This is a genomic window from Actinosynnema pretiosum (assembly GCF_024171695.1).
GTDB lineage: Bacteria > Actinomycetota > Actinomycetes > Mycobacteriales > Pseudonocardiaceae > Actinosynnema > Actinosynnema pretiosum.
On record NZ_JAMTCF010000021.1, the window covers coordinates 81,181 to 108,012 of the forward strand.

Annotated in this window: 17 protein-coding genes; 8 read left to right on the plus strand and 9 right to left on the minus strand. The window is 73.9% G+C overall.

Translation table 11 applies throughout. The features are described 5' to 3' along the window. Positions 1–213 precede the first annotated feature (213 nt). The 7 genes from LV78_RS33490 to LV78_RS33520 all read right to left on the minus strand — a co-directional run bounded on the left by LV78_RS33490 (position 214) and on the right by LV78_RS33520 (position 13,978). On the minus strand, positions 214–1,206 hold the full coding sequence (locus LV78_RS33490) for an aldo/keto reductase (protein WP_253849994.1): 993 nt from the start codon (positions 1,204–1,206) through the stop codon (positions 214–216). A 79-nt stretch (positions 1,207–1,285) separates the two neighbouring features. Further along, the gene (locus tag LV78_RS33495; RefSeq protein WP_253849995.1) at positions 1,286–2,056 is read right to left on the minus strand and encodes a thioesterase II family protein; all 771 of its coding nucleotides are present in this window, start codon (positions 2,054–2,056) and stop codon (positions 1,286–1,288) included. Beyond that, on the minus strand, positions 2,053–3,306 hold the full coding sequence (locus LV78_RS33500; RefSeq protein WP_253849996.1) for a cytochrome P450 family protein: 1,254 nt from the start codon (positions 3,304–3,306) through the stop codon (positions 2,053–2,055). Before LV78_RS33500 ends, LV78_RS33495 begins: the two co-directional genes overlap by 4 nt. Next, entirely contained in the window at positions 3,303–4,610 is a 1,308-nt protein-coding gene (locus LV78_RS33505) for an MFS transporter (RefSeq protein WP_253849997.1), read from the minus strand. The genes LV78_RS33500 and LV78_RS33505 overlap by 4 nt, the downstream gene beginning before the upstream one ends. Next, on the minus strand, positions 4,600–8,559 hold the full coding sequence (locus LV78_RS33510) for a type I polyketide synthase (RefSeq protein WP_253849998.1): 3,960 nt from the start codon (positions 8,557–8,559) through the stop codon (positions 4,600–4,602). Before LV78_RS33510 ends, LV78_RS33505 begins: the two co-directional genes overlap by 11 nt. After that, positions 8,556–12,263: a non-ribosomal peptide synthetase gene (locus LV78_RS33515; protein ID WP_253849999.1), complete on the minus strand. Its 3,708-nt coding sequence runs from the start codon at positions 12,261–12,263 to the stop codon at positions 8,556–8,558. Before LV78_RS33515 ends, LV78_RS33510 begins: the two co-directional genes overlap by 4 nt. A 17-nt stretch (positions 12,264–12,280) precedes the next feature. Further along, entirely contained in the window at positions 12,281–13,978 is a 1,698-nt protein-coding gene (locus LV78_RS33520) for a condensation domain-containing protein (RefSeq protein WP_253850000.1), read from the minus strand. 455 nt (positions 13,979–14,433) lie between these two features. Here LV78_RS33520 and LV78_RS33525 point away from each other — a divergent pair, with 455 nt between their 5' ends. Further along, positions 14,434–15,696, plus strand: a complete 1,263-nt coding sequence (locus LV78_RS33525) for a cytochrome P450 (RefSeq protein ID WP_253850001.1) — start codon at positions 14,434–14,436, stop codon at positions 15,694–15,696. A 95-nt stretch (positions 15,697–15,791) separates the two neighbouring features. Here LV78_RS33525 and LV78_RS33530 read toward each other — a convergent pair whose 3' ends face one another. Continuing rightward, positions 15,792–17,240, minus strand: coding sequence for a PP2C family protein-serine/threonine phosphatase (locus tag LV78_RS33530; protein WP_253850002.1), 1,449 nt, complete (start codon positions 17,238–17,240; stop codon positions 15,792–15,794). Between the two features lie 206 nt (positions 17,241–17,446). Here LV78_RS33530 and LV78_RS33535 point away from each other — a divergent pair, with 206 nt between their 5' ends. Beyond that, complete coding sequence (locus tag LV78_RS33535) at positions 17,447–21,886, plus strand: HAMP domain-containing protein (RefSeq protein WP_253850003.1); 4,440 nt, start codon at positions 17,447–17,449, stop codon at positions 21,884–21,886. A 49-nt stretch (positions 21,887–21,935) separates the two neighbouring features. On the opposite strand, the gene LV78_RS33540 is transcribed toward LV78_RS33535, so the two are convergent. Beyond that, the gene (locus LV78_RS33540; protein WP_253850004.1) at positions 21,936–22,250 is read right to left on the minus strand and encodes an STAS domain-containing protein; all 315 of its coding nucleotides are present in this window, start codon (positions 22,248–22,250) and stop codon (positions 21,936–21,938) included. Between the two features lie 145 nt (positions 22,251–22,395). On the opposite strand from LV78_RS33540, the gene LV78_RS33545 reads away from it, so the two are divergent. The 6 genes from LV78_RS33545 (at position 22,396) to LV78_RS33570 (ending at position 26,782) form a co-directional block, all read left to right on the plus strand. Beyond that, on the plus strand, positions 22,396–22,794 hold the full coding sequence (locus LV78_RS33545; RefSeq protein WP_253850005.1) for an ATP-binding protein: 399 nt from the start codon (positions 22,396–22,398) through the stop codon (positions 22,792–22,794). Positions 22,795–23,480: 686 nt separating this feature from the next. Continuing rightward, positions 23,481–24,395, plus strand: coding sequence for a Ppx/GppA phosphatase family protein (locus tag LV78_RS33550; RefSeq protein WP_253850006.1), 915 nt, complete (start codon positions 23,481–23,483; stop codon positions 24,393–24,395). Between the two features lie 13 nt (positions 24,396–24,408). After that, entirely contained in the window at positions 24,409–24,795 is a 387-nt protein-coding gene (locus LV78_RS33555; RefSeq protein WP_096496005.1) for an STAS domain-containing protein, read from the plus strand. Positions 24,796–24,826: 31 nt separating this feature from the next. Then, positions 24,827–25,207, plus strand: a complete 381-nt coding sequence (locus tag LV78_RS33560; RefSeq protein WP_253850007.1) for a hypothetical protein — start codon at positions 24,827–24,829, stop codon at positions 25,205–25,207. Positions 25,208–25,218: 11 nt separating this feature from the next. Further along, positions 25,219–25,701, plus strand: coding sequence for a GNAT family N-acetyltransferase (locus tag LV78_RS33565; RefSeq protein ID WP_372495014.1), 483 nt, complete (start codon positions 25,219–25,221; stop codon positions 25,699–25,701). Between the two features lie 124 nt (positions 25,702–25,825). Beyond that, on the plus strand, positions 25,826–26,782 hold the full coding sequence (locus LV78_RS33570) for an LLM class F420-dependent oxidoreductase (protein ID WP_253850008.1): 957 nt from the start codon (positions 25,826–25,828) through the stop codon (positions 26,780–26,782). Positions 26,783–26,832: the final 50 nt, after the last annotated feature.

Sequence of the window (26,832 nt, forward strand, 5' to 3'; positions counted from 1 at the left end):
CGCCGCACCGCCCGGAAGACCGCCCGAGTCAAACGGCGTCTTGACGAGTGTGCTTGCCTGAAAGGAGGCCAAACGGAGAAGAGGGACCCCGCCCACCGCAGGGGTAAACCGCACCACCAACAAAACGGTCACCGGCCGGCAGAGCTCGTCCCCCTCTTTTTTGGAGGCCTGCCCCGCCGGCGAGGCGAGCCCTTCAGCTCTTGATCTTCCTCTTCACCGAGCCTCATCCAGAACCGCAACCTGCTCAGCCGACAACTCCAGATCAACCGCCCCCAAGCTGTCCTCGATCTGCGCCACAGACGACGCGCCCACCAGGGGCGTCACGCCATGACCGATCAGCCACGCCAGCACCACCTGGTTGAGCGTCGCCCCGGTCTCGTCCGCGACCCGGCGCAGCGCGGCCAGCCGCACGGCCGTGCCGGGGTGGTCGTACTCGTCCTCGAACGGCCGGTCGTCGCGCACGTAGGCCCCCGACAGCAGCGGCGAGTAGGCCACCAGGGACACCCCGGGGTTCTCCTCGACGTAGGTCAGCAGCTCGCCGGAGGCGAAGCCCTGCCCACCCCTCGGGGAGCGGCGGCCCGGCAGGTCGGTCCGGGCCCTCAGGTAGCTGTGCTGGTACTGGAGCACCTCATAACCGGCCACCCCGGCCGAGGCCGCCGCCGAGCGCGCCCGCTCCACCCGCCACAGCCAGTGGTTGCACACGCCGAGCAGCCCGACCGCGCCTTCGGCGACCAGCTCGCCGAACGCGCCCACGGTCTCCTCGACGGGGGTGCCGGGGTCCTCGACGTGGGCGTACAGCAGATCGAGCCGCTCGACGCCGAGCGCGGCGCGGCTGCGGTCGGCGGCGGCGCGGATCGACTTCGCGGACAGGCCCTCGATGTTCTCGAACTTGCCCGTGTCGGCGAAGCTCAGCCCGGAGGCGTTGGGCCTGCCTCCGACCTTGGTCGCGATGACGACCTCGTCGCCGATGCCGCGCGAGGCGCGCCACCTGCCCAGTAACGCCTCGCTCTGCCCGCCCTGCGAGCGGTCGTGCCAGAAGGCGTAGTTGTTCGCCGTGTCGATGAACGTGCCACCCGCGGCGACGTACCGGTCGAGCACGGCGAACGAGGTCTCCTCGTCGACGCTGCTCCCGAACGGCATCGCCCCGAGGCCGAGCACGGTGACCTCTCGACTGCCCGCTCCGGCGCCGATCGTGCGCTTCTTCATGACTGTCCTGTTCCCTTCCGACGGCGGCGTCGTGCCACGGTAGCGACCGGTCGCGCCGGTCTGCGGGTTTTGCCTGCGGTCACGCGCCACCGCCCGAGAACGCGCCACCGCCCGAGAACGCAGCCCCGCCAGAGGACACGCCACCGCCCGAGGGCGCCGCCGCGGCGGCCAGCGCGGCGTTGACCAAAGCCATGATCGACGCGGCCTCCTCCACCAGGTACATGTGCGGCCCCGGCAGCTCGACCGCCTCGAACCCCGCCGAGGTGACCGCCGCCCACTCGGCCAGCTGCCACGCCGACACGAGCGAGTCGTCCGCGCCGCGCAGCGCGGTGATCGGGACCGGCAGGGGCTCCCGCGTGCTGGGCCGGTACTCCTCGTGCATCTCCACGTCCGCGCGCAGGGTGGGCAGCAGCAGCTCCCGCAGGTCGGGGTGCCCGAACGCGTCGTGGGTGTAGCCGGAGATGAGCTGGACGCGGGCGAGGAACTCGTCGTCGTCCTCGATGCCGGTCGCGCGCAGCGAGCGCTGCGTGCCAGGCTCCGGCGAGCCGCTGACGAACAGCCGCAGCACCTCGACGCCGGGGGTGGCGACCAGCCGGTGCGCCAGCTCGTAGGCCAGGACCGCGCCGACGCTGTGCCCGAACAGCAGCACCCGCCCCGTCCCGGCCAGCTCGACCTCCAACCGGTCGACGGCCTCGTGCACGTCCCGGTGCGGCTCGACGTCCACGAGCCGCTCGCGGCCGGGCAGCCGGGCGGGCACGACCTCCAGCCCTTCGGCGGCCAGGCCGGTCCACGGCTGGAAGAACGCGGCCCCGCTGCCCCCGAACGGCAGGCAGAGCAGCCTGGCCGTCACCGGGGGAGCCTGCGGTCGTAGGTGATCGGCAGCCGCTCGACGCCCCGGCTCGCGGAGTTGTCGTAGCGCCACGGCACCTGGTCGTCGGGGACGGCCAGCCGCAGGCCGGGGAGCCTGCGCAGCAGCGTGGTGAACGCGACGTCGCCCTCGACCCTGGACAGCGGCGCACCAGGGCAGAAGTGCACGCTGTACCCGAACGACAGGTGCCGGTTGGGCTTGCGGGTGATGTCGAGCCGGTCGGGGTCCTCGAACACGGCGGGGTCCCGGTTGGCCGAGTTCAGCATCAGGTGCACGACGCTGTTGCGCCCGACCGGGTGGCCCGCGATGTCCATGTCCTCGCTGGCGAACCGCTGCGGCGCCCGGTAGACGGGGCCCTCGTAGCGCAGGAACTCCTCGATGGCGGTGGTGACCAGCTCCGGCCGGTCGAGCAGCAGCCGGAACTGCTCGGGGTGGCGCAGCAGGGCCTGGGTGCCGTTGCCGATGAGGTTCGAGGTGGTCTTGTGGCCCGCGATGACCAGCAGCACCAGGGTGGAGACGATCTCGTCGTCGGTGTAGCCGCCGCCCTCCTCGTCGGCCGAGCGCAGCACGACGCTGGTGAGGTCCTCGCGCGGGTCGGCGCGCCGGGCGGACATGTGGGCGAGCAGGTAGGACTCGATGCCCTCGCTGGCCTCCTTGAGCCGCCGGTTGCCCTCCTCGTCGGCGTAGGGCGCGTTGCTCAGCACCATGCCCCAGTCGTGCAGGACGTCCCGGTCCTCCGGTGGCACGCCGAGGAACTCGCAGATGACCCGCATGGGCAGCGGGAGCGCGAAGTCGTTGTACAGGTCGACGACCCCGGTCTCGGGAAGCGCGTCGATCAGGTCGTCGGTGATCTCCTGGACCCGAGGGCGCAGCAGCTTGAGCCTGCGCGGCACGAACGCGTTGCCGAGGAGCTTGCGCAGCCGGGTGTGCTTGGGCGGGTCGGAGGTCAGCATGTTCTTGATGAGCACGGGGCTGCTCTCGCGCAGGGCGTCGCGGAAGAAGCCGGGCGCGTTGTCGACGCTCTTGGACAGCCGGGGGTCGGTGAACGCCTGGACGACGGTCTCGTAGTCGGTGACCACGTACGCCTCGGCCGGGTTCGGGTAGTCGATCGGGTGCACCGGCGACTGCTCGCGCGCGGCGGCGTAGGACGGGTACGGGTTGGGACCCGGCCGGGTGCAGAACTCGGCGGGCAGGGTGCCGCCCGCCTTGGACTCGGGAAGTTCCACGGTCATGACGCGTCCTCCGTGCTCTGCCTGGCCGCCAGCTCCTCGGGCGAGGGCAGCCTGCGGATGTGCTTGCTGAACGTGGGGAGCGCGGCTGCGGCGCCCGCGACCGACATGGCGGCGAACACCCAGGTGGGCCCGGCCAGGTCGAAGATCGCGCCGATGGAGAAGATGCCGATCGGCTGGGCGATCATGCCGAGGAACATGACCGCGCCGATGACCCTGCCCTGCAGCCGGTCGGGGATCAGCGCCGCGATGTAGCCGTAGATCAGGGCGCCGACGACGCCCGCGCGCAGGAACACGCAGGCGACGGCGACGCCGAGCGGCAGGACGCCGGGGATGAACGTGAGCAGCGCGGCGCACACCGGGCCGATCCACACCGCGTAGTAGAGGATCACGGTGGGGCGCACGTGCTTGAGGATCGGCGCGGCCAGCAGCGAGCCGACCAGGCCGCCGCCGCCCGCGATGGCGAGCGTGGTGCCGATGACGGCCTCGGACGCGCCCCGGTCCTGGGCGGTGGCGATGAGCGCCAGGAACATGCCGGAGTGGTTGAACGCCATGTTCGAGCCCATCGCCCAGATCACCAGGATCAGGATCACCGGCTGGCGGGCGATGGCGCGGAACCCGGCGATCGTGCCGCGCTCCCCGGTGGGGGTGGTCGCGGCGGTCCGCTCGGGCCTGGGCGCCTGGGTGGGCTTGCGGATGAGGAACAGCAGCAGCGCGGACGCCAGGAACGACACGGCCGCGGACAGGAACGGCAGGGCGCGGGCGATGCCGAACAGGCTGCCGCCGATGGGCGGGCCGATGACGGTGGCGCCGAAGAACCGGATCTGGTTCTGCGCGGTGGCCTGGGTGAGCTGCGAGGGCGGCACGAGCTGCTTGATCGCGGCGAGCCCGGCCGGGTTGGACACGCCGAGGAACGCCGAGGACAGCACGACGACGGCGAACGTGGCGACGACGTGCACCTGGTCGGTCCACACCAGGAAGCTGAAGAGCACGAGCAGGAGCACCCGCGCCAGGTCGCAGACGACCATGATGAGCCTGCGGTCGAACCGGTCGGTGAGCGAGCCGCCGGGCAGGGACATGACCCCGGCCACGACCAGCTGCACCGCGCTGACGGCGCCCGCGTAGGTCGCGGAGCCGGTGGTGGCGAGGATCAGCAGCGGGTAGGCGATCTCGGCGGCCTCCTTGCCGATGGCGGCGAGGAACTGGCTGATCCACAGCGCCTGGAAGTCGCGGTTGCGGAACAGCGGCCGGTCGGGGGCCGGGGTGGGCGCCCCCGCCTGCTCGGGCGCGCTCGGTTCAGCGGACATGCTCGGTCCTCTCCGCGTTGGCCAGCACCCCGCCGATGCGGCGGGCCAGGTCGTGGACGTGCGGCTCGGCGAGCATCGACCAGTGGTCGCCGGGCACCGGGTGGACCTCGACGCCGCCCAGGTAGAGCGGGGCGAGGCGGGTGGCGGCGGCGCGGTCGCCGCCCGCTCGGAAGAGCGCCGCGCGCACGGGCAGCGCGGCAGGCCGGTAGGTGGCCAGGGTGCGGGCCTTGGCCCGGATGGCCGCGCGCAGCGCCGGATCGCGGCGCACCGCCCTGCCGACCGGGCCGAGGCCGAGCGCGGCGTCGAGCAGGGTGCGCGCCCCGTCCCAGCGGAAGCCGGGGTCGCTGCCGCTGGGACGTCCCGGCCTGCCGCGCACGTAGGCGTCGAGCAGCAGCACCGGGCCGACCCGCTCGCCCCGCTCGGTGAGCTGCCTGGCCACCTCGTGGGCGAGGACGGCCCCGAAGGACCAGCCGCCGATGGCGTGGGGGCCGTCGGAGGCGCGCAGCAGGGCGTCGACGTGCCGCGAGGCGCGCTCCTCGACGGTTCCGAGGTCGTGGCGGGGTTCCAGGGCGAGCACGGGGACCTCCAGCGCCTCGGCGAGCCGCCGGTAGATCAGCGCGTTGCCCGAGGCGTCGGCGATGAGGAACAGCGGCCTGCCCTGGCCCTCCGCCAGGGGGACCACGTCGACGGCGTCCGGCTCGGCGGGCGCGGGTCCCGCCGCGCGGACCAGGTCGACGAGGGCGCCGAACGTGGGCCGGAGCAGGAACTCGGTGACGGGCACGGTGGCCCCCAGCTCGTCGCGGACGCGCCCGAGCAGGCCGACCGCGACGAGCGACTCGCCGCCCAGCGAGCGGAAGTCGTCCGCGCTCGCGGCCGACGGCACGCCCAGGGCCGAGCACCAGAGCCGCTCGACGCCCGCGCGCACCGGGTCGTCGCCCGCCCGGCGGGTGGTGGTGGCCGCCGGGCGCGCCGGGGGCGCCTCGGGGACGTCGGTGGCGAACGGGTAGGTGGGGAGGGACACCGGCCGGTCGTCGGGGTCGCGCAGCACGTCGAGCGCCTCGTCGACGCCGCGCTCCCACAGGGCGCCGAGGGCGCGCAGCAGGTCGTGCTCGGACCCGGTGCGGCCGAGCAGCGGGATGGTGGTGCTTCCGGGCCGCCAGCGCGGGTGCCTGCGCAGCGCGGACAGCATGGACGCGCCGGGGCCGAGCTCGACGAAGGTGTCGAGGCCGTCGTCGACGAGGGCGCCGACCGCGTCCTCCAGCAGCACCGGGGAGCGCAGCTGGCCCGCCCAGTAGTCGGGTTCGCGCACGTCCCGCGCCCACGTCCCGGTCCGGTTGGACACCAGCCGGAACCGGGGTTCCGAGCTGGCCACCGCGGCGACGGCCGCGCCCAGCTCGACCGAGGCGGGCACCATGAGCGGGCCGTGGGCGGCGAGGGAGGCGGTCTGCACCCGGACGTCCACGTCGGTCAGCCTGGACAGCGCGGTCTCCATCGCGGCCACCGGGCCGGACACGACGAACCGGTTGGTGCCGCGCACCGCCAGCACCACGTCGAGCCCGGCCAGCCGGTCGGTCAGCAGCTCCTCGGTGGCGTCGACGGCGGCCATCAGCCCCGGTTCGGTCGCGGCCATGCCGCTGGCGCGCAGGTGGACCAGGTCGACGGCGTCGGCCCAGGACCACAGGCCCGCGATGGCCGCCGCCGGGTACTCGCCGACGCTGTTGCCCAGCAGCGCGGCGGGCCGCAGGCCCCACTCGGCGAGCTGCTCGCCGAGCGCGACGCCGAGTGCGAGCAGGCCGAGCTGCTGGTGCACGATGTCGTCGAACCACCGCGGGTCGGCCGCCGGGTCGACGACGGGCGTCAGGTCGACGCCGTGCCTGCCGAGCGCGAGCGAGCGCAGCTCGTCGAAGGCGGCGCGGAACGCGGGCAGCAGCCCGTGCGCCGTCGCGCCCGCCGGGGAGCCGAGCACGCCGTGGCCGGGCAGCAGGAACGCGACGCGGTCCAGCCCGCCGGGGGCGGTGGTGCTGGGCGGGTCGGCGAGCAGCTCGGCGGCGCCCGCGAGGTCCGGGGCGACGAGGGCCTGCCGGTGCGGGTGGGCGCGCCGGTCGGCGAGCGTCCTGGCGACGTCGCCGAGCGCGAGCGGTTCCGGGAGCGGGGCGGGGGCGCTAGGCCGCTCGCGGCCCTCCCGGTCGCCCGCTCCGGTGAGCAGGACGACGGATTCGGCCCCCGAGGCCCCGGCTTCGCCGAGCACGACGACGACCTCCGCACCGGTGGCGGCGGTGTCGCCGATCCCGTCGACGGCGATCCCACCGACCGCGAGCGCGCCGACGACGGCGGTGTCACCGGCGGCGGGCGCGCCCGAGGTCACCACGTCGCCGATCGCAGGTGCGGCAACGGTTGCCGGGCCACCGGAACCACCAGTCCCCAGTGCGCCAACGCCCACCGCGTCACCGGAACCACCGGTCTCCAGCGCGCCAACGCCCACCGCGCCGCTGTTCCCACCACTCCCCGACGCCCCAGCGGTTTCCCCGCCGACGACGCCGCCGGTTCCCCCCGGCGCACCCGAGGTCACCGCGCCCGCCAGGGCGTCGGCGAGCGCGCCGCGCGCCCGGTCGAGCGCCTCCGGCGTCGCCCCGGACAGCGCCAGCACCCGCGCCCCGCGCCCGGCCCGCCCGGTGCGCGCGGGCGGTTGCTGCACGATGACGTGCGCGTTGGTCCCGCCAACGCCGAACGAGCTGACCGCCGCCAGCCGGGTCCCCCGGTCCGGCCACGGCTCCAGCCGCGAGCCCACGGCGAACGGCGTGGTCTCCAACTCCTGCAGCGGGTTCGGCGTGGTGAAGTGCACCGTCGGCACCAGCTCGCCCCGGCCGACCATGAGCACCGCCTTGATCAGCCCGGCGACGCCCGCCGCCGACCCGGTGTGCCCGAGGTTGCTCTTGACCGCGCCGAGCCCGCACCAGCCGACCCGGTCGGAGGCGGGCCCGAACACGTCGGTGAGCGCCTGCACCTCCACCGGGTCGCCGATCCTGGTCCCGGTGCCGTGCGCCTCCACGTAGTCCACGTCCAGCGGGTCGACGCCCGCGACGTGCTGCGCGTAGCGGATGACGTCGCGCTGCCCGGACACCGAGGGCGCGGTGTAGCCGACCTTGTCCGACCCGTCGTTGTTGATGGCGGAGCCGAGCAGGACGCCGAGCACCCGGTCGCCGTCGCGCTCCGCGTCCGCCAGGCGCTTGAGCACCACGACGCCGACGCCCTCGCTGGGCACCGTGCCGGAGGCGAGCGCGTCGAACGGGCGGCAGTGCCCGTCCGGCGACAGCACGCCGCCCGGTTCGTGGAGGTAGCCGAGCTCGCCGTCGCCCATCACCGCGACGCCGCCCGCGAGCGCGAGGTCGCACTCGTCGCCGCGCAGGCTGGCCGCCGCCATGTGCACGGCGGTCAGCGAGGTCGAGCAGGCGGTCTGCACGGTCGCGGCGGGCCCGCGCAGGCCGAGCTTGTAGGCGACCCTGGTGGCCAGGAAGTCCCGCTCGACCCCGAGGTAGCCGACCATCTCGCCGAGCTCCTCGTCGGGGGTGGCGCTGACCCGGTCCGCGCCGCCGTAGATCCCGATCCAGCCGGGGAAGCGGGTCGGGTCAACGGCCGCGTCGTCCAGCGCGGCCACCGCGCACTCCAGGAACACGCGCTGCTGCGGGTCGATGCCCGCCGCCTCGGCCCTGCTGTAGCCGAAGTACGACCAGTCGAAGCCGCGCGAGCCGGGGATCAGGCCCATGGCGGGCACGAACCCCGGTTTGCGGATCAGCTCCGGGTCGACCCCGGCCGCGAGCAGGTCGGCCTGGCTGAACCGGCTGATGCCCTCGGCGCCCGCGCGCAGCAGCCGCCAGTACCGCTCCACGTCGGGCGCGCCGGGGAACCGGCACGCCATCCCGATGACGGCCACCGCCGTCCCCCGGCTCACCGGGCCTCCTCGACGAGCCTGCGCAGCCCGGCCGGGGTGGGGTCGCGCAGGAAGTCGCGCACCCGCACGCTCGCCCCGGTCCGCTTCCGCACGAGCTTGACCAGCCGGACGACGCCGAGGGAGTTCCCGCCGACGGTGAAGAAGTCCGCGTCGGCCGGGTAGTCGGTGGCCTCCCCGCCGACCGCCTCGGCGAACAGCCCGACCGCGACCGAGAGGTCCGCGGTGGGCGGTGGCGCGCTCGGCGGCCCGGCGACGGCGGCCAGCGCGCGCCGGTCGACCTTCCCGTTGCCGGTCAGGGGGACCCGGTCCACCAGCGCCCACAGCACCGGCACCATGTAGGACGGCAGCCTGCCCGCGAGCGCGTCGCGCAGCTCGGCCGTGCCGACCTGGACTCCGGGCTCGGGCACGACCGCGGCCATGAGCCGCTTGTCCGCGCTGTCGCCCTCGGTCACCGCGACGACCGCGTCCTTGACCCGCTCGTCGGCGGTGAGGGCCGCGGCGACCGCCGACAGCTCGACGCGGTAGCCGCGCAGCTTCACCTGGTCGTCGCGCCTGCCGAGGAACCGGAGCCTGCCCGCCGAGTCGAAGCGCACCAGGTCGCCGGTGCGGTAGAGCCGCTCGGGCACGTCCGGCGAGAAGCGGCCGAAGGCGCGCGCGGTCTCGGCCTCGTCGTCGAGGTAGCCGTCGGCCAGGCCCGCCCCGGAGGCGTGCAGCTCGCCGACCGCGCCGGGCGGCACGAGCCTGCCCCGCTCGTCGAGCACGTGCACGCCGGTGCCGGGCAGGGGCGTGCCGATGGGCAGCGGGCCGTCGACCTCGTCGGGGTCGGTGACGCTGTGCGTGGTGGTGAACGTGGTGTTCTCGGTGGGCCCGTAGCCGTTGGTGACGACCAGGCCGGGGTGGGCGCGCAGCAGGCGGGCCACGTGCTCGTGCGGGACGACGTCGCCGCCGGTGAGCAGCTGCCGCAGTCCGCCGAGCCCGTGCGGCGCGAAGTCCACCACGAGCCGGAACAGGCCTGCGGTGAGCCAGGCGACGGTGACCCGGCGCTCCAGCAGGAACTCGGCGAGGTCGCCGGGGGTGGGCAGGCCTGCGGGCAGCACCTCCAGGGTCGCGCCGGTGAGCAGCGGGCCCCACAGCTCCAGCGTGGAGGCGTCGAAGGCCAGCGGGGACAGCCGCAGCACCCGCTCGCCGGGGCCGAGGCGGACGAAGCCGGAGTCGTGGACGAGCCGGACGACCGCGCGGTGCGGGACGAGCACGCCCTTGGGCTTGCCGGTGGAGCCGGAGGTGAAGGCGGTGTAGGCGGGCGACCCGACGTGGGTGACCGGTTCGGGCAGCTCGTCGCCCGGTCGGCTCTCCCAGTCCGGTGACCAGGTGGGCGTCACCGGAACGCCCAGCGCGGCGATCCGGTCCGCGTGCTCGGGGGCGACGAGCGCGGCGGTGGGCGCGGCGATCCCGATGACGCGGTCGGTGTGCGCGGGGGTGGTGGACAGGTCGACGCCGACGTAGGCCGCGCCGAGCGCGATCACGGCGAGCGCGGCGACCACCTCGGCGATCGAGCGCTCCAGGCCGAGGAGCACCCGGTCGCCGGGCCGCACGCCCGAGGCGCGCAGCAGCGCGGCCTGCCTCGCGGCGGCGGCGGCGAGCCCGGCGTAGGTCAGCTCGACCTCGCCCTCCCGGACCGCGATCGCGTCGGGGGCGCGCCGCACGACCTCGCGGAACAGCCCGTCGACGGTCCACGGGTGCGCGGCGCGGGGCGTGCCGCCCGCGTCGGCGAGCCGGGCCAGGCGGGCCGGGGACAGGCAGCGCGCGTCCTCCAGGCGGGTGTCCAGGGCGAGCTGCGCGACGGCGGTGGCGAAGTCGTCGGCGAACCCGCGCACCTCGTGCTCGGAGTACAGCGACGACGAGTACTCCAGGTGCCCGGCGAGCGCGGGCGCGGAGCGGCCGATCAGCAGCGACAGGTCGAACTGGGCGCCGCCGCCGTGGCCCTCCTCGACGCGCAGGCCCGCGACGGGGGTGGTGATCTCCTGGGGCACGAGCTGGTCGTGCATCCCGAACGACACCTGCACCAGCGGGTGCCCCGAGGGGCTGCGCTGGACGCCGAGCCGGGCGACGGCCTCGTCGAACGGCAGGGCGCCCGCCGCGATGGACAGCGCGAGGGAGCGGTGGACCGAGCGCAGGTGGTCGGCGGTGGTGGCGTCGTCGTCGACCTCTACGAGCACCGGGACGAGGTTGCCCGCGACGCCGACGTAACCGGTGAGCTCGGAGCTGTCGCGACCGGTGAGCGGGACGCCGACGAGCAGCCGCCGGGCCCCGGTCCACCGGCTCAGCGCGAGGCCGAACGCGGCGAGCAGGTAGGCGAACGGGGTGACGCCGAGCTCGTGGGCGCGCCGGAGCGCGATCGCCGTGGCCTCGGGGCCGAGGTCCACGCCGGTGCGGGCGCCCTCGGCGTCGCGCACCTCGGGCCGGGGCCGGTCGGCGGGCGGTTCGAGCACGGTCGGCACGCCCGCGAGGTGGGTGGCCCAGAAGTCGGCGGCCCGGTCCCAGTCGCCGTCCGCGCGGGCCCGCTCGTGGGCGCGCGCCAGCACCTCGGCCGACGGGCCGGGCGCGTGCTCCCCGGTCGGCGCGCCCAGGGCGATCTCGGCGTGCCGGGCGAACAGCTCCTCCAGGAGCAGACCGACCGCCCAGCCGTCGAGCACCATGTGGTGCGCGGCGAGCACGACGGCCTGGCGACCGTCGGCGCGCTCGACCAGGACCAGCCGGTGGGCGGGCGCGGCGGCGAGGTCGAACGGGGCGCGGCCCCGCTCGGCGGCCACCCGCCGCACCCGCTCGGCGAAGCCGCCGCCCTCGACCACGACCCGCTCGACGGGGGGCCGGTGGTCGGGCAGCACCACGGGGGCGACCTGGTCGTCGCCCAGGTCGCGGTAGACCGTGCGCAGGCCGGGGTGCCGGGCGGCGACCAGCGCCAGCGCGCCCTCCAGGGCGTCGACGCGCAGCGCCCCGGACTCGACGAAGCACAGGAACACCAGGTTGTAGGGCGACCCGCCGGTGACCCGTTCGATCAGCCACATGCCGCGCTGCGCCGGGGACAGCTCCCCCGAGGACACCGGCTGGCCGGGGGTCGTCGGGAGACCCCCGGTCGCCGGGTGGCCGGGGAGGGCTGCGGCGCCGGACGAGGCCGGAACGCCGGAAGTCGTCGGCGCGCCGGAGGGGAGGGAGCCGCCGAGAAGCGCTTCCCCGCCAGAAGTCGTCGGCCCGCCGGGAGTCGTCGACCCACCAAGAGTCGTCGGCCCGTCGGGAGAAGCCGGGCCGCCAAGAGTCGTCGACCCGCCGGGAGAAGCCGGGCCGCCGGACAGCGCCCGCCCGACCGGGTCCGGCCGCCCGCCCCGGTCCGCAGGCGCGCCGGGGGAGACCGGGCTGCCTGCCGTCGCGGCTCCGCCGGGCGGCACCCGCCCGTCCGCGCCCGGCCCGGCGTCGCCTGCGGCCTCCTGGCGCACCGGGTCGGGGGTGGCGCCCGCGAACACCTCGGCCAGCGGGGAGCCGCCGAGCAGGTCGGCCACGGGTAACCGCAGGCCCAACCGCTCGCGGGCGAGCGCCACCAGGCGCATGGCGCGCAGCGAGTCGCCGCCGGAGGCGACGAAGCTGCGCGCGGGGTCCACGTCCGCGCCGAGCACGTCGGACGCGAGCGCGTCCAGGGTCGTCGTCGTCACCACGCCGCCGTCCCCGATCAGCTCGGGCGCCGGTCGCGGACGGCGCCGAGCAGCCGGTCGCGGCCACCAGCCCGCGCGGGCCGCTGGGTGCTGGCGGCGGCCTCGTCGGTGAGCAGTTCGGCGTGGCCCCTCGCGGTGCCCGCGCGGAACAGGTCGGCCGTGCGCACGGCGCGGCCGGACAGCTCGCGCAGGCGCTCCACCAGCACGACCAGGCGCAGCGAGTCGCCGCCCGCGTCGAAGAAGCTGGTGTCGTCGCCGAAGGTGTCGTGGCCGAGGACCTCCGCCCACACCGAGCGCACGAGGTCGAGGCGCGCGGCGGGGTCGGTCAGGTCGCGGGTCTCGCGAGCGGGTTCGAGCACGGCTTCCTCCGGTGAACGGGCCAGGTCGTGCGCGCACCGCCGCAGTGCGGCGAGCAGGGCGTCGACCGTGGACTCGGTGAACAGGTCGGTCGGGTGGTCCAGCGACAGCCGCAGACGGGCGCCCGGTCCGGGGCTGCCGGGGTTCCCGGCACTCCCCGCGTCCCCGGCGCTCCCGGTGTCCCCGACGCTCTCGTCGACGTGCACGAACAGCGCGAGGTCCCACTTGCTGTACTGGGGTTCCAGCGGCCGGTAGCGGCCGGTGACGCCGGGCGCGAGCCGGATCGGCGCGGGCACCTCGGCGAGGTTGACCAGGACCGGGGTCATCGGCAGCCTGCCCACGTCCCGGTCCGGGTCCAGCTCCGAGGCCAGCGCGTCCAGCGGAACGTCCGCGTCGACGAACGTCTCCAGGCACGCGGTGCGCGCGACGCCCAGCAGATCGCGCCAGGTGGTCGACGCGTCCAGCGCGACGCGCAGCACCAGGGTGGTCATGAACATGCCGACGGCCTCGGCGGAGGCCGGGTCGTCGCGGCCGGGCCACACCACGGAGAACAGGAAGTCCCGCTGGGCGCCCCGGCGGGCCAGCGCGCCCGCGAGCAGGGCCACCCCGGTCATGAACGGGGTGCAGCCCTCCTCGGCGGACGCGCGCAGCACGCCCTCGGTGGTGGCGGCGTCCAGGTCGGCGCCCCGCAGCGAGCCGAGCATGGACAGCTCGTCGTCGGGGGCGCGGTCGTAGGGCAGGTCGACGGTGGTGGGCGCGCCGCGCAGGCGCTCCACCGCGTCGGCGATCCGCTCCGCCAGGTCGGCGGCGGGCGGGGCGACGAGCAGGTCGGCCGGGTGCGGCCGGTCGGGCAGCGGCGCGTCGGGGCCGTCGCGGTAGAGCGCGCCGACCTCGTCGAGCACGATCCGCCGGGACGTCGCGTCGAAGACGATGTGGTGCACGGTGAGCACCAGCAGCGTGGTCCCCCCGTCGAGCTTGATCACCTCGGCTCGGGCGGGCGGCTCGTCGTCGAGCTCGAACGGGGTGTAGCAGAGCGCCTCGACGAGCCTGGCGAGCTCGTCCTCGGTCCAGCCCTCGGCGCGGGCGTCGATGAGGCCGACCTCGGCGGGCTCGCCGTCCGTGCGGTACTCGACGCGGAGGCTGGTGGTGTTGAGGCGGAACCGCGAGCGCAGCGCGGGGTGCCTGGCCAGGACGCGCTCGACCGAGTCGACCAGCGCGGCGTGGTCGACGGGCCCGGTGAACTCGATGACCGAGGGGATCAGGTAGGTGGGCCTGAGCCGCTCGATCCGGTCGAGGATCCAGATGCCCTGCTGGGCGGGTGTGGCGTGGTACCAGGTGTGGTCTCGGACAGCGGACATGCGAGCAGCACTCCCCCGCGAACTTCAGCGGAACGGCGGAAAACCGACACGACAAATCACCGCCGACCCGCTTTGGGCAGCACGGCGTCCAACAGAACAGCGGATGTTCAAAGCCCCAGTTCAAGCCCCAGTTCAAGCCTTTCGAGTTCGAAAGCTAACCCCCATTGGAAGAGCGGTCAAGCAAGCCTCTTCGGTGATTTGCAGAACCACTCCTCGGGCCACTTCGGAAACTTCTTGACACGTCGCGAAGGCCCGTGCTTCACTCGATCGAAATCCGGGTTTGACCATTTCAGACGGATCTTCGCGGTCCAACCGGACTATTTTTCTCCGACACTTCGGGCGATTCAGCGCTACCACGACCGGCGCAGCGGGCGGGCCCCGCGGCGGCGGCGTGCCCGCGCGCCCGAGTGCCCGCCTCCTCGACCACCCGGTCGTGCGATGAGAGGAACGCGCGCATGACGGTTCACGGCGTGACGGGCTGCCCGGTGCACCACGGGGGCCGCCCGGACCTGATCGACCCGAGGCTCTACACGACCGGCGACCCGCACGCGGAGTGGGCGCGGTTGCGCGCGCTGGACTCGCTGAGCTGGAGCCAGGTGGACGAGCGGCGGGGCTACTGGTCGGTGGTGACGTTCGCCGAGACCGACCACGTCCTGCGCCACCCCGAACTGTTCACCTCGGAGCGCGGCACCATGCTGGAGCTGCTGGGCGTGGACGACCCGGCCTCCGGCCAGCAGCTGGTGGTCACCGACCCGCCACGGCACACCAGGATGCAGGCCAGGTTGAAGAAGGCGCTGGCCATCCGCTCGGTGGACAAGCAGCGGGAGATGATCCGCGACCTGGTGGTGCGGCTGCTCGAACCGCTGGCGGACGGCGGCGCGTTCGACCTGGCCGAGGCGATGCGGCTGCTGCCGATGTCGGTGACCGGGACGATGATCGGCCTGCCCGAGTCGGACTGGGCGTGGCTGAGCGATTTGACCTCGGCGTGCGTGGCGGCGGACGACCCGGACTTCCAGGTCGCCGACGGCAAGGAGGCCACGCTCACCACCGCGCACCGCGAGCTGTTCGTCTACTTCCAGGACCTGGTGACCTTCCGCCGCGACCAGCTCGGCGACGACCTGCTCAGCGTGCTGCTGACCACCAGGTTCGACGGCCGGTTCATGTCGCCCAGCGAGGTGGTCGCGAACTGCTACAGCCTGCTGCTGGGCGCCAACGTGACCACCCCGCACGCCCCGAACTTCGTGTTCGCCGAGTTCATCGGCACGGACGTGCTCCCGGACTGGTCGCGGAACCTCGCCGAGGTCGGCGCGAGCGGCGTCGAGGAGGCGCTGCGCTGGGCGTCGCCGGTCAACCACATGCTGCGCTACGCGACCCGCGACGTGGAGCTGCGGGGGACGCTGGTCAGGGAGGGCGAGGCGGTGGTGGTGTGGCTGGGCTCGGCGAACCGGGACGACGCGGAGTTCGCGAACGGGTCGACGTTCGACATCCGCAGGAAGCCGAACAAGCACCTGGCCTTCGGAATCGGTCCTCACTACTGTGTCGGCCACAGCGTGGCCAGGGTGACCGTGAAGACGCTGTTCGACGAACTTCTGTCCGGATTTGACGATTTTCAGCCGGCCGGAAAACCTGAGCGCCTGCTGTCGAATTTCGTGTCAGGTTACAAACGTGTTCCCATCACCGCACGGCGACGCGCGTTCCCGAAGCAGCCGATTAATTGATCTTCACGCTCGATCCGCGGCGCGGCCGGTCGGCCGAATAGATCGGTCACCGCCGTTTTCCCGGCGGGCCGGGTGGCGTCCGGCCCGCCTGCCGCTCACCCCTCCGCCTGCACCACCAGCAACGTCAGGTCGTCGTGCTCCGCGTCCCCCAACCACTCGAACACGACCCCCCGCAACCGCTCCGCGATCTCCTCGGCCCCGAGCCCCGCGCACCCGGCCAGCGCCTCGGACAACCGCTCGTCCCCGAACAGCTCCGCCCGATCCCCCCGAGACCGGGCCTCCGTCACCCCGTCGCTGTACAGCAGCAGCGTCTCCCCCGGTGACAACGTCACCGTGGCCTGGCTGAACCGGACCTCGGGCAGCACCCCCACGATCCCCCCGCGCACCGCGATCTCGTCCACCCGTCCCCCGGTCCGCAGCACCAGCGGCGACGGGTGCCCACCGGCCGCGAGCGTCATCCGCAACCCCCCGGCCTGCACCGGGACGAACGTCCCCACCACGATCGTGGTGAACAACCGGCTCCCCGCCGCCCGCAGCGCCGTGTTCAGCAGGTGCAGCAACTGCGCGGGCCGCTGCTCCACCAGCAGCAGCGTGTGCAGGCTCTGCCGCACCCGCCCGCTGTGCACCGCCGCCTCGACCCCGTTGCCCGCCACGTCCCCCAGCGCGAACGCCGCGCTCCCGTCCTCCCTCGGGTGGACGTCGTAGAAGTCCCCGCCGATCATCGTCGCCCGGTGCGCGGGCTCGAACACCTGCGCCAGCCGCGCCCCCGCGACCTGCGGCAGCGGGGTCGGCAGCAGCCCCGCGCGCAGCGCGTCCACGGTCCGCCGCTGCTCCCCGAACCGCTCCCCCACCGCGATCGCGGCCGTCGCCCGCTCGGCGAACCGGCGCAGCAGCTCCGCGTCCCCGGACGGCCCGAAGCACACCAGCGCCGCACCCGGCGTGAGCGGCACGGCGGTCGCCTTGGGGGCCTCGCCCGAGGGCAGCCCCCACGGCGCGTCGCCCGGCTCCACCAGCTCGGCGCTGTCCCGCACCCCGTCCAGCACGTCCGTCAGCCCCGGCGCGCCCTCGGCGACCTGCCGGGTGCCCCGGCTCACCACCACGTCCCCGCCGGGGGACCGCCGCCACCACTCCAGCCGCCCGCGCTGCCCCGGCACCACCACGACCGCGTGAACCGCGGGCGCGAGTTCGACCACCGCCCGCAGCGCGGCGTCCCGGTCGATCACCCCGTCGAGCCGCCGCGCCACTCCGTCGAGGAGGTCGTCGGGCGTCCGGTAGTGCGCGACCCACCCGTCGCCGAGCTGCCGGGACCGCCCTCCGGGCGCGGCGGCGGCGCCGACGCGGGCGTCCGGGAACAGCGCCTCGGCCGGGGGGTTGGCCAGGCGCACGACGCCTTCCGGGTCGAGCACGACGACGGCCTCGTGGAGTCCGCCGACGAGCAGGCGCCAGTTCTCCGGGGTGAAGCCCTCCGCCGTGCCCTCCTGACCGCCCCCCTCGGCACTCGCGGCGGGCCCCTGTCCGGCCCCGCGCCAATACCCCTGGGCCATCTCCGGCTCCTGTGTGTCGGGTCTGTCCCCAACTTATCGGACCGCACCGGCACGCGGCCGGTCGGACAGTGGCAGGCTTGCCCACAGAGGCTGCGGCCACAGGCAAGGAGCAAACCCGCTGAGCCCCAGCGCGGGACCAGGGCGCACCGGCGCGCGGCCCCGCACTGCTGCGAAGCGCGGGACCCGCTGGACATTCGGAGGCTGGAGTGACGACCGCTCGGGACGACACGGACGTGACCCTGGACCGGCTGCTGGCCGCACTGAGGGAGATGCGCGACGGGAACTTCCGCCGCCGCCTGGTGGTGCCGTTCGGCAGCAGGTTCGCCGAGGTGGCCACCGTGTTCAACGAGATCGCCGAGCGCAACCAGGCGCTCGTGGGCGAACTGGTTCGGGTGCGGCAGTCCGTCGGCCAGGAGGGCAGGCTCGGCGAGCGGCTCAGCCCCGGCGCGGGCGGCCCCGGCGGCTGGGCGATGGCGACCGACTCGGTGAACGGGCTGATCGACGACCTGAGCGCACCCACGACCGAGCTGAGCCGGGTGCTGGCGGCGGTGGCGCGCGGCGACCTGTCGCAGGAGCTGACCGTGAGCTCGCGGGGCGAGCTGGCCGCGCTGGTCGACAGCTTCGACTCGATGACGTCGACGCTGCGCACGTTCGCGGGCGAGGTGACCCGCGTGGCGCGCGAGATCGGCACGGACGGCCGCCTCGGCGGTCAGGCCGTGGTGCCGGGGGTGGCCGGGACCTGGAAGGACCTGACCGACAACGTCAACTTCATGTCGGGCAACCTGACCGCGCAGGTCCGCGACATCGCCCAGGTGGCGACGGCGGTGGCGCAGGGCGACCTGTCCCAGAAGATCACCATCACCGTCGCGGGCGAGATGCTGGAGCTGAAGGAGACCATGAACACCATGGTCGACCAGCTCTCCTCGTTCGCCGACGAGGTGACGCGCGTGGCCCGCGAGGTCGGCACGGACGGCCGCCTCGGCGGCCAGGCGCAGGTGTCCGGGGTCGCGGGGACCTGGAAGGACCTGACCGACAACGTCAACTTCATGGCGGGCAACCTGACCGCCCAGGTGCGCAACATCGCCCAGGTGGCGACGGCCGTGGCGCGCGGCGACCTGTCCCAGAAGATCACCGTCGACGCGCGCGGCGAGATCCTGGAGCTGAAGAACACCCTCAACACGATGGTCGACCAGCTCTCCTCGTTCGCCGACGAGGTCACGCGCGTCGCCCGCGAGGTCGGCACCGAGGGCAAGCTCGGCGGCCAGGCCGAGGTCGAGGGCGTCTCGGGGACCTGGCAGAAGCTCACCGAGAGCGTGAACTCGATGGCGGGCAACCTGACCAGCCAGGTCCGCAACATCGCGCAGGTGACCACGGCGGTGGCGCAGGGCGACCTGTCGCAGAAGATCGACGTGGACGCGCGCGGCGAGATCCTCCAGCTCAAGACCACGATCAACACGATGGTCGACCAGCTGTCCTCGTTCGCCGCCGAGGTGACCCGCGTGGCCCGCGAGGTGGGCAGCGACGGCAGGCTCGGCGGGCAGGCGCAGGTGCCGGGCGTCGGCGGGACGTGGCGCGACCTCACCGACAGCGTGAACTTCATGGCGGGCAACCTCACCAGCCAGGTCCGCAACATCGCGGGCGTGGCGACGGCGGTGGCGCGCGGCGACCTGTCGCAGAAGATCACGGTGACCGCGCGCGGGGAGATCCTGGAGCTCAAGGAGACCCTCAACACGATGGTCGACCAGCTCTCCTCGTTCGCGGACGAGGTGACCCGCGTGGCGCGCGAGGTCGGCACCGACGGCCGCCTCGGCGGCCAGGCGCAGGTGCCGGGCGTCGCCGGGACCTGGCGCGACCTCACCGACAGCGTGAACTTCATGGCGAACAACCTCACCGCGCAGGTGCGCTCGATCGCCCAGGTGACCACGGCGGTGGCGGGCGGCGACCTGTCCCAGAAGATCACCGTCGACGCGCGCGGCGAGATCCTGGAGCTCAAGAGCACCATCAACACGATGGTCGACCAGCTCTCGTCGTTCGCCGACGAGGTCACCCGCGTCGCCCGCGAGGTCGGCACCGACGGCCGACTCGGCGGCCAGGCCCGCGTCCCCGGCGTCGCCGGGACCTGGAAGGACCTCACCGACAACGTCAACGTCATGGCGGACAACCTGTCCAGCCAGGTGCGGTCGATCGCGCTGGTGTCCACGGCGGTCGCGGGCGGCGACCTGTCCAAGAAGATCACCGTGGAGGCCAAGGGCGAGATCGCCGCGCTGGCCGACACGATCAACCGCATGGTCGACACGCTGTCCGCGTTCGCCGACGAGGTCACCCGCGTCGCCCGCGAGGTCGGCACCGACGGGCGACTCGGCGGCCAGGCCCGCGTCCCCGGCGTGGCGGGCACCTGGAAGGACCTGACCGAGAACGTCAACTTCATGGCGAACAACCTCACCAGCCAGGTCCGCAACATCGCGCAGGTGACCACGGCGGTGGCGCGCGGCGACCTCACCCGCAAGATCGACGTGGACGCGCGCGGCGAGATCCTGGAGCTCAAGACCACCATCAACACGATGGTCGACCAGCTCTCCTCGTTCGCCGACGAGGTCACCCGCGTGGCGAAGGAGGTCGGCACCGAGGGCAAGCTCGGCGGCCAGGCCGAGGTCGACGGGGTGTCCGGCACCTGGCAGAAGCTCACCGAGAGCGTGAACCAGCTGGCGGGCAACCTGACCACGCAGGTGCGCGCGATCGCGGTGGTGGCCACGGCGGTGACCGAGGGCGACCTGACCAGGCAGGTCACCGTCGACGCCTCGGGCGAGGTCGCCGAGCTGAAGGACAACATCAACCGGATGATCTCCAACCTCAAGGAGACCACCCGCGCGAACCGCGAGCAGGACTGGCTCAAGACGAACCTGGCCCGGCTGTCCGGCCTGATGCAGGGCCACCGGGACCTGGACGCGCTGGCGCGCCTGGTGATGAGCGAGCTGACCCCGCTGGTGGGGGCGCAGCACGGCGCGTTCTACCTGGTCGACGAGGAGTCCGGGGCGCTGGAGCTGACCGCGACCTACGGGCGGCGCGCGGGCGGTCGGCCCAAGCGGTTCCAGCTCGGCGAGGGGCTGGTCGGGCAGGTCGCGGCGGACCGCAAGACCGTCGTGGTCTCGTCCGTGCCGCGCGGCTACCTGGAGATCGGCTCGGGGCTGGGCGCGGCGACGCCCGCGAGCATCGTGATCGTGCCGGTGATGTTCCAGGGCGAGGCGCTGGGCGTGATCGAGCTGGCCTCGTTCGGCGAGTTCGGGCACAGCCACCTGGACCTGCTGGACCAGCTCAAGGAGAACATCGGCGTCAACGTGAACACCATGCAGGCCAACGCGCGCACGGACAGCCTGCTGGTGGAGTCGCAGCGGCTGACCGAGGAGCTGCGGGCGGGCTCGGTGGAGCTGGAGGACCGGGCGCGGCAGCTGTCGTCGGCCTCGAAGTACAAGTCGGAGTTCATGGCGAACATGTCGCACGAGCTGCGCACGCCGCTGAACAGCCTGCTGATCCTGGCGAAGCTGCTGACCGACAACCTGGACGGGAACCTCAACCCGAAGCAGGTGGAGTTCGCCCGCACGATCCACTCCTCCGGCACGGACCTGCTCCAGCTGATCGACGACATCCTGGACCTGACCAAGGTCGAGTCCGGGCACATGCAGGTGCAGACCGACCCGGTGCGGGTGTCGGACGTGGTGGGGTACGTGGAGTCGCTGACCCTGCCGCTGGCCGCCGAGAAGGGCCTGGACTTCGACGTGTCGGTGCAGCCGGACGTGCCGTCCACGCTGCACACCGACGAGCACCGGCTCCAGCAGATCCTGCGCAACCTGCTGTCCAACGCGGTCAAGTTCACCCACGAAGGTGAAATCCGGCTGCGCATCCGCACGGCCGGGCCGAGCGTGGCGTTCGACGTGCAGGACACCGGCATCGGCATCCCGGCGGAGAAGCTGTCGGTGATCTTCGAGGCGTTCCAGCAGGCCGACGGGACCACGAGCCGCAAGTACGGCGGGACGGGCCTGGGCCTGTCGATCAGCCGGGAGCTGTCGGCGCTGCTGGAGGGCAGGCTGGACGTGCGCAGCGAACCGGGCTTCGGCTCGACGTTCACCCTCTACCTGCCGCTGGGCGACCAGAGCCTGGTGGACGTCCGGCCGCAGCCGGAGGCGCTGCCGGAGCTGCTGACCCCGGTGGACGAACCGGCGGAGGCCGTGGTGGCGCCCGCCGAGCTGCCGCCCGCGCCGATGCGGTTCCACGGCGAGAAGGTGCTGATCGTCGACGACGACCTGCGCAACGTGTTCGCGCTGACCAGCGTGCTGGAGCTGCACGGGCTCCAGGTGATCTACGCGGACAACGGGATCACCGGGGTGCGCGCGCTGGAGCAGTACGACGACGTGACGCTGGTGCTGATGGACATCATGATGCCGGAGCTGGACGGCAACGCGACGATGTCGGCGATCCGGGCGATGGCCCGCTACGAGGACCTGCCGGTGATCGCGGTGACGGCGAAGGCGATGAAGGGCGACCGGGAGAAGTCGCTGGCGTCGGGCGCGACGGACTACGTGACCAAGCCGGTGGACACCGACCACCTGCTGCGGTTGATCGCGTTCTACCTGGGGGTGGAGCAGGACTGACGGGGGCGGCGGCGCCGGTGTCCCCGGCGCCGCCCCCACCGCGCCCGCCTCAGGCCAGCGCCTCGTCCACGGAGTCGTGGATGCGCATCACGTCGACCAGCTCGGTGAGCCGGAACAGCTTGTGCACCGACGGCTGCAGCGAGGCCAGCCGGAAGTCGCCCGCGCCGGTGTCCACCAGCCTGCGGTGCCAGTCCAGCACCAGCGACAACCCGGTGGTGTCCATGAAGGTCACCCCGGCGAGATCGACCACGATCCGCCGAGCCGGTGTCTCCTCCAGGTGGTCCGACAACACCGGAACCGTGTCGGCGTCCAGTTCGCCGGTCACGACGACCACCCTCCAGTCGCCGCGTTCCTCACCGCGCACCCGCAAGTCCATCGCACCGCGCCTTCCCGCACGAGGTTCGTGCCGCCACAGATCGTGCAGCACCGACCCTAGGGGCGCGACCACTGGGTGGGCGAGGAGGCAGGTGTGCGACGATGCCGCTACGGCCGATCAACGGGAGCGTATTGTGCGGAACGAGCCTGTGGTGCCGGTGGCGGTCACCCTGCCCGCGGAGAGCGGCTCCTCGGCGCGCGCGCGCCGGGTCGTGGGCGAGTCCGCGCGGACCTGGGGGCTGTCCGACGACCTGCAGGACGACGCGGCGCTGGTGGTCACCGAGCTGGTGTCGAACGGCGTCGACCACGCGAGCGGCCCGCTGACCCTGACCCTGACCCGCACCGCGTCCGGCCTGCGCATCGCGGTGGCGGACACCTCCCGGAAGCTGCCCGAACCGCGCCCGGTGGAGGTCGGTTCGGCGCGCGGTCGCGGGTTGATCATCGTGCGCGAGCTGAGCAGCGCGTGGGGCACGGACCTGACCTCGTCCGGCAAGGTCGTGTGGGCCGAGCTCGCGGAGGGCTCGGGCGCCTGAGCCCTGGGCTCCGCCCGGTCGGCGGGAGCGCCCGCCGGACGCTCAAGATCGTCGGTGTGAGTCCCGCCACCACCGTCCGTTCGCGGCGGGTCGTGGCGCCCCGGCAAGCGCCTTCCCGCGCGTCCCACCAGGCGGACGCCCGGCGATGCGAGACCGAATCGTTCTGCGCTGGGCCGGTCCACGCGCGTGCGCGCCGCCGGACCACCGCCCGCCGCCGCGAGCCGGGCCGCTCGGACCCGCGCCCACCACCGCTCCGCGACGACCAGCACGGGTTCCCCGGCGACCACCGCGACCGCCGCACCGCGCCCGACCCGCGACCGGCCGCGCCCACCGGCCCGCTCCCCCGCCGCCCGCTTTCCCTTGCGCCGCAACGAACTCCGCCGGTCGAACGGGGGCCGCCCGCGTCGCACGCGGGCGGCTCCCCGCACCCGAGCGTGCGCCGCACCCGCCGGGCGGGAAAGCGCACCTCCCCGAACTCCCCCGCACGTGTGACACACCACGGGGGCGATTCCACCACGCAGAGTCCCCGCGCTGTTAGGGTCGCCTTAGCCCGCAAGTGTGAGGCCTTCGCATGGAATACCACTGCGGGTATTGCTCTAGCCGAGCGAACCTCACTCAATTTGTGGTTTAACCACCTGTACGAGTGGGAACCCCGCCCCCGCTCTCGTGCAGCCAGGGGAGGTGCGGTGGCCGGGCGACCCGGAAGAGCGGCAGTACTGGACATCGGGTGCTTCAGCGCCCACTTGGTGGTGGTCGAGGGATCACCCCTGAACCCGGTGCTCTCGCACAAGACCCGACTGCGGCTGGACCGCGCGCTCACGCGCGACCGCAGGATCGGCCCGGAGGGAGTGGCCGCCGTGTGCGCGGCGGTGCGATCGGCCGCCTCGGCGGCGCGGCAGGCCGGGGTGTCCGACCCGGCGGCGTTCGCGACCTCGGTGATCCGGGACGCCGCGAACGCCCGCGAGGTGCTCGCCGAGGTGCGCAAGCGCACCGGCGTCGACGTGCGGGTGCTGCCCGGCGAGGAGGAGGCGCGGCTGGCCTACGTGGCGGCCAGGAACTGGTTCGGCTTCGCGGCCGGGCCGCTGCTGGTGCTGGACGTGGGCGGCGGGACGGTGGAGGTGGCGGCGGGTTCGGACGCGGCGCCGTCGTACACCCGCTCGTTCCCGCTGGGCGCGCGCACCGTGACGCGCGGCGGCGTGGACAGGCGGGAGCTGGACCGGCGGCTGCGCGCGGAGCTGGCCGGGTTGGACGCGGCGGGCCACCGGGCGGTGGGCTGCTCGAAGGTGTTCCAGCAGTTGGCGAGGCTGTCCGGGGCCCGGCCGCAGCACGAGGGGCCGCTGGTGCGGCGCGCGCTGTGGCTGGAGGACCTGCGGCGGTGGTCGCCGAGGCTGGCGGGGATGCCCGCGAGCAAGCGGGCCAGGCTGCCGGGGATCTCGCGGCACCGCGCGGAGCAGTCCGCGGCGGGCGCGGCGGTCGCCGAGGCGCTGATGGCCGCGCTCGCGCGGGACGTGGTCGAGATATGCCCGTGGTCCACCAAGGAGGGCCTGCTGCTGGAGCGGGCGGTGGTGGGTGGGGATGACGGGTTGGTCGTAGTGGCGTGAAGGGGAAACAGGGATGCTGGCGTTGTCGGTCGAGTCCCACCGCACCGGGTGCGCGGTGGTGGACGTGGCCGGGGAGCTGGACCTCACGGGTGCCAGGAAGGTGCTGGAGAAGCTGGACCGGCTGATCGCGGAGGGCCGCGACCGGGTGGTGCTGGACATGTCCGGGGTGTCGTTCTGCGGGGCGCAGGCGATGAGCGTGCTGGTGCGCACGCGGGCGCGGGCGCAGCGGGAGGGCGGCTGGCTGCGGCTGGCCGCCGTGCCGCCGCACGTGCGCCGGGTGTTCGTGCGCACCGACCTGGACCGGTTGTTCCCGCACTACCCGGACGTCGCCTCTGCGGCGTCCGGACGGCCCGTTTCCGCGCCCGCTCCACGGGTACCAGAGCAGAAGTCCGGGACCTGAAGAAGAATCGTCTTCCGAGCGGGGTGAGCACGTGCTGGTGCGCGGTGAGGTGGGGGCGCTGCCGGACCTGGTGTTCGCGGCGGCGGCCGAACCGCCGAGGCTCGCCGAGTGGCTGCCGGAACCGCTGGCCGTGGTCGGGGTCAACGGGGACGTGCTGATCGTGTCGGTGGCCGGGCGCCCGCGCCAGTTCCGGGTGCTCGCCGACTTCGACCGGTTGGAGCTGACCTGGGAGCCGCTGGCCGAGGGCGGTCCGGGGGCGCGGCTGCGCGCGGAGCTGGCCGGGGTCAGCGGGAGCGTGGTGCAGCTGGAGCTGGACTGCGCCGGGTCGTCGGACGAGGAGCTGGGCGAGCTGGCGGCGAAGCTGCTGGTGGCGCTCGGGAAATCGGTTGAGCGGGAGCTGGCGCAGGACTGAGGATCGGCGGTGTGCTGATCAGGGTGGCCGCTCCCGAGGACTTCCCCGCGCTGCGCGCGATCGAGGCGCGCGGCGGTGAGGCGTTCCGCGCGGTCGGGATGCCGGAGATCGCGGACGACGAGCCGATGTCGGTGGACGTGCTGGCGTCGCTGCGCGCGTGGGTGCTGGTGGACCCGGAGCCGGTGGCGTGGGTCGCGGTCGCGGTGGTGGACGGCGGGGCGCACGTGGAGCAGGTGTGCACGACCCCCGAGCGCGCCGGTGAGCGGCTGGGGGCGGCGCTGCTGGACCACGTGGCGGGGTGGGCGCGCGGCGAAGGGCTGGCGGCGGTGACGCTGACGACGTTCCGGGACGTGCCGTGGAACGCGCCGTACTACCGGCGGCTGGGGTTCGCGGAGGTGGCGGAGCCGGGGCCGGGGCTGCGGGAGCTGGTGGCGCGCGAGGCCGCGCACGGGCTCGACCCGGCGACGCGGGTGGTCATGGCGCGGGCGGTGTGAGCGCGGCCCGATGAGGTGAGCGGCGGGCCCTCCGGCTCGGACGAGCGCGCTCCCGCGCGGTTAACCCCCTCCCGACCAGGGCAACCACACCCCGCGGACGTCCCACCCCCGGAAGGAAACTCCCATGCGGATCGGCTACACCCTGATGACCGAGCAGGCGGGTCCGAAGGACCTGGTCCGGCACGCGGCGCGGGCCGAGGCGGCCGGGTTCGACTTCGAGGTGATCAGCGACCACTTCTCGCCGTGGCTGGCCGAGCAGGGGCACGCGCCGTACGCGTGGAGCGTGCTGGGCGCGGTCGCGCAGGTCACCGAGCGGGTCGAGCTGATGACGTACGTGACCTGCCCGACCATGCGCTACCACCCGGCCGTGGTCGCCCAGAAGGCGGCGACGGTGCAGCTGCTGTCGGACGACCGGTTCACCCTGGGGCTCGGCGCGGGCGAGAACCTGAACGAGCACGTGGTCGGGCAGGGGTGGCCGCCGGTGAACGTGCGGCACGAGATGCTGCGCGAGGCGCTGGAGATCATCGTCAAGCTGTTCGACGGCGGGTACTCGGACTACGCGGGGCAGCACTTCCGGGTGGACTCGGCGAAGCTGTGGGACCTGCCGGAGAAGCGGGTGCCGATCGCGGTCGCGGTGTCGGGGTCGCAGTCGGTGCAGGCCTTCGCGCCGCTGGCGGACGTGATGGTGGCGGTGGAGCCGGACGCGGACCTGGTGCGCGGGTGGGACACGTTCCAGGGCGGGGGCGGGCGGAAGGTCGGGCAGCTGCCGATCTGCTGGGACCCGGACCGGGAGGCGGCGGTGCGGCGGGCGCACGAGCAGTTCCGGTGGTTCGCGGGCGGGTGGAAGGTGAACGCGGAGCTGCCCGGCCCGACCGGGTTCGCGGCGGCGACGCAGGCGGTGCGGCCGGAGGACGTGGCGGCGGGGATGCCGTGCGGGCCGGACGTGGGGGCGATCGTGGAGGCGGTGGCGCGGTTCCGGGACGCGGGGTTCACGGATCTGGCGCTGATCCAGGTGGGCGGGGAGCAGCAGGAGGAGTTCCTGGACTTCGCGGAGAAGGAGCTGCTGCCTGCGCTGAGCTGAGGGGGTTGGGCTTGAGGTGTTGGGCCTGGGGTGTCGGGCTTGGGGTGTCG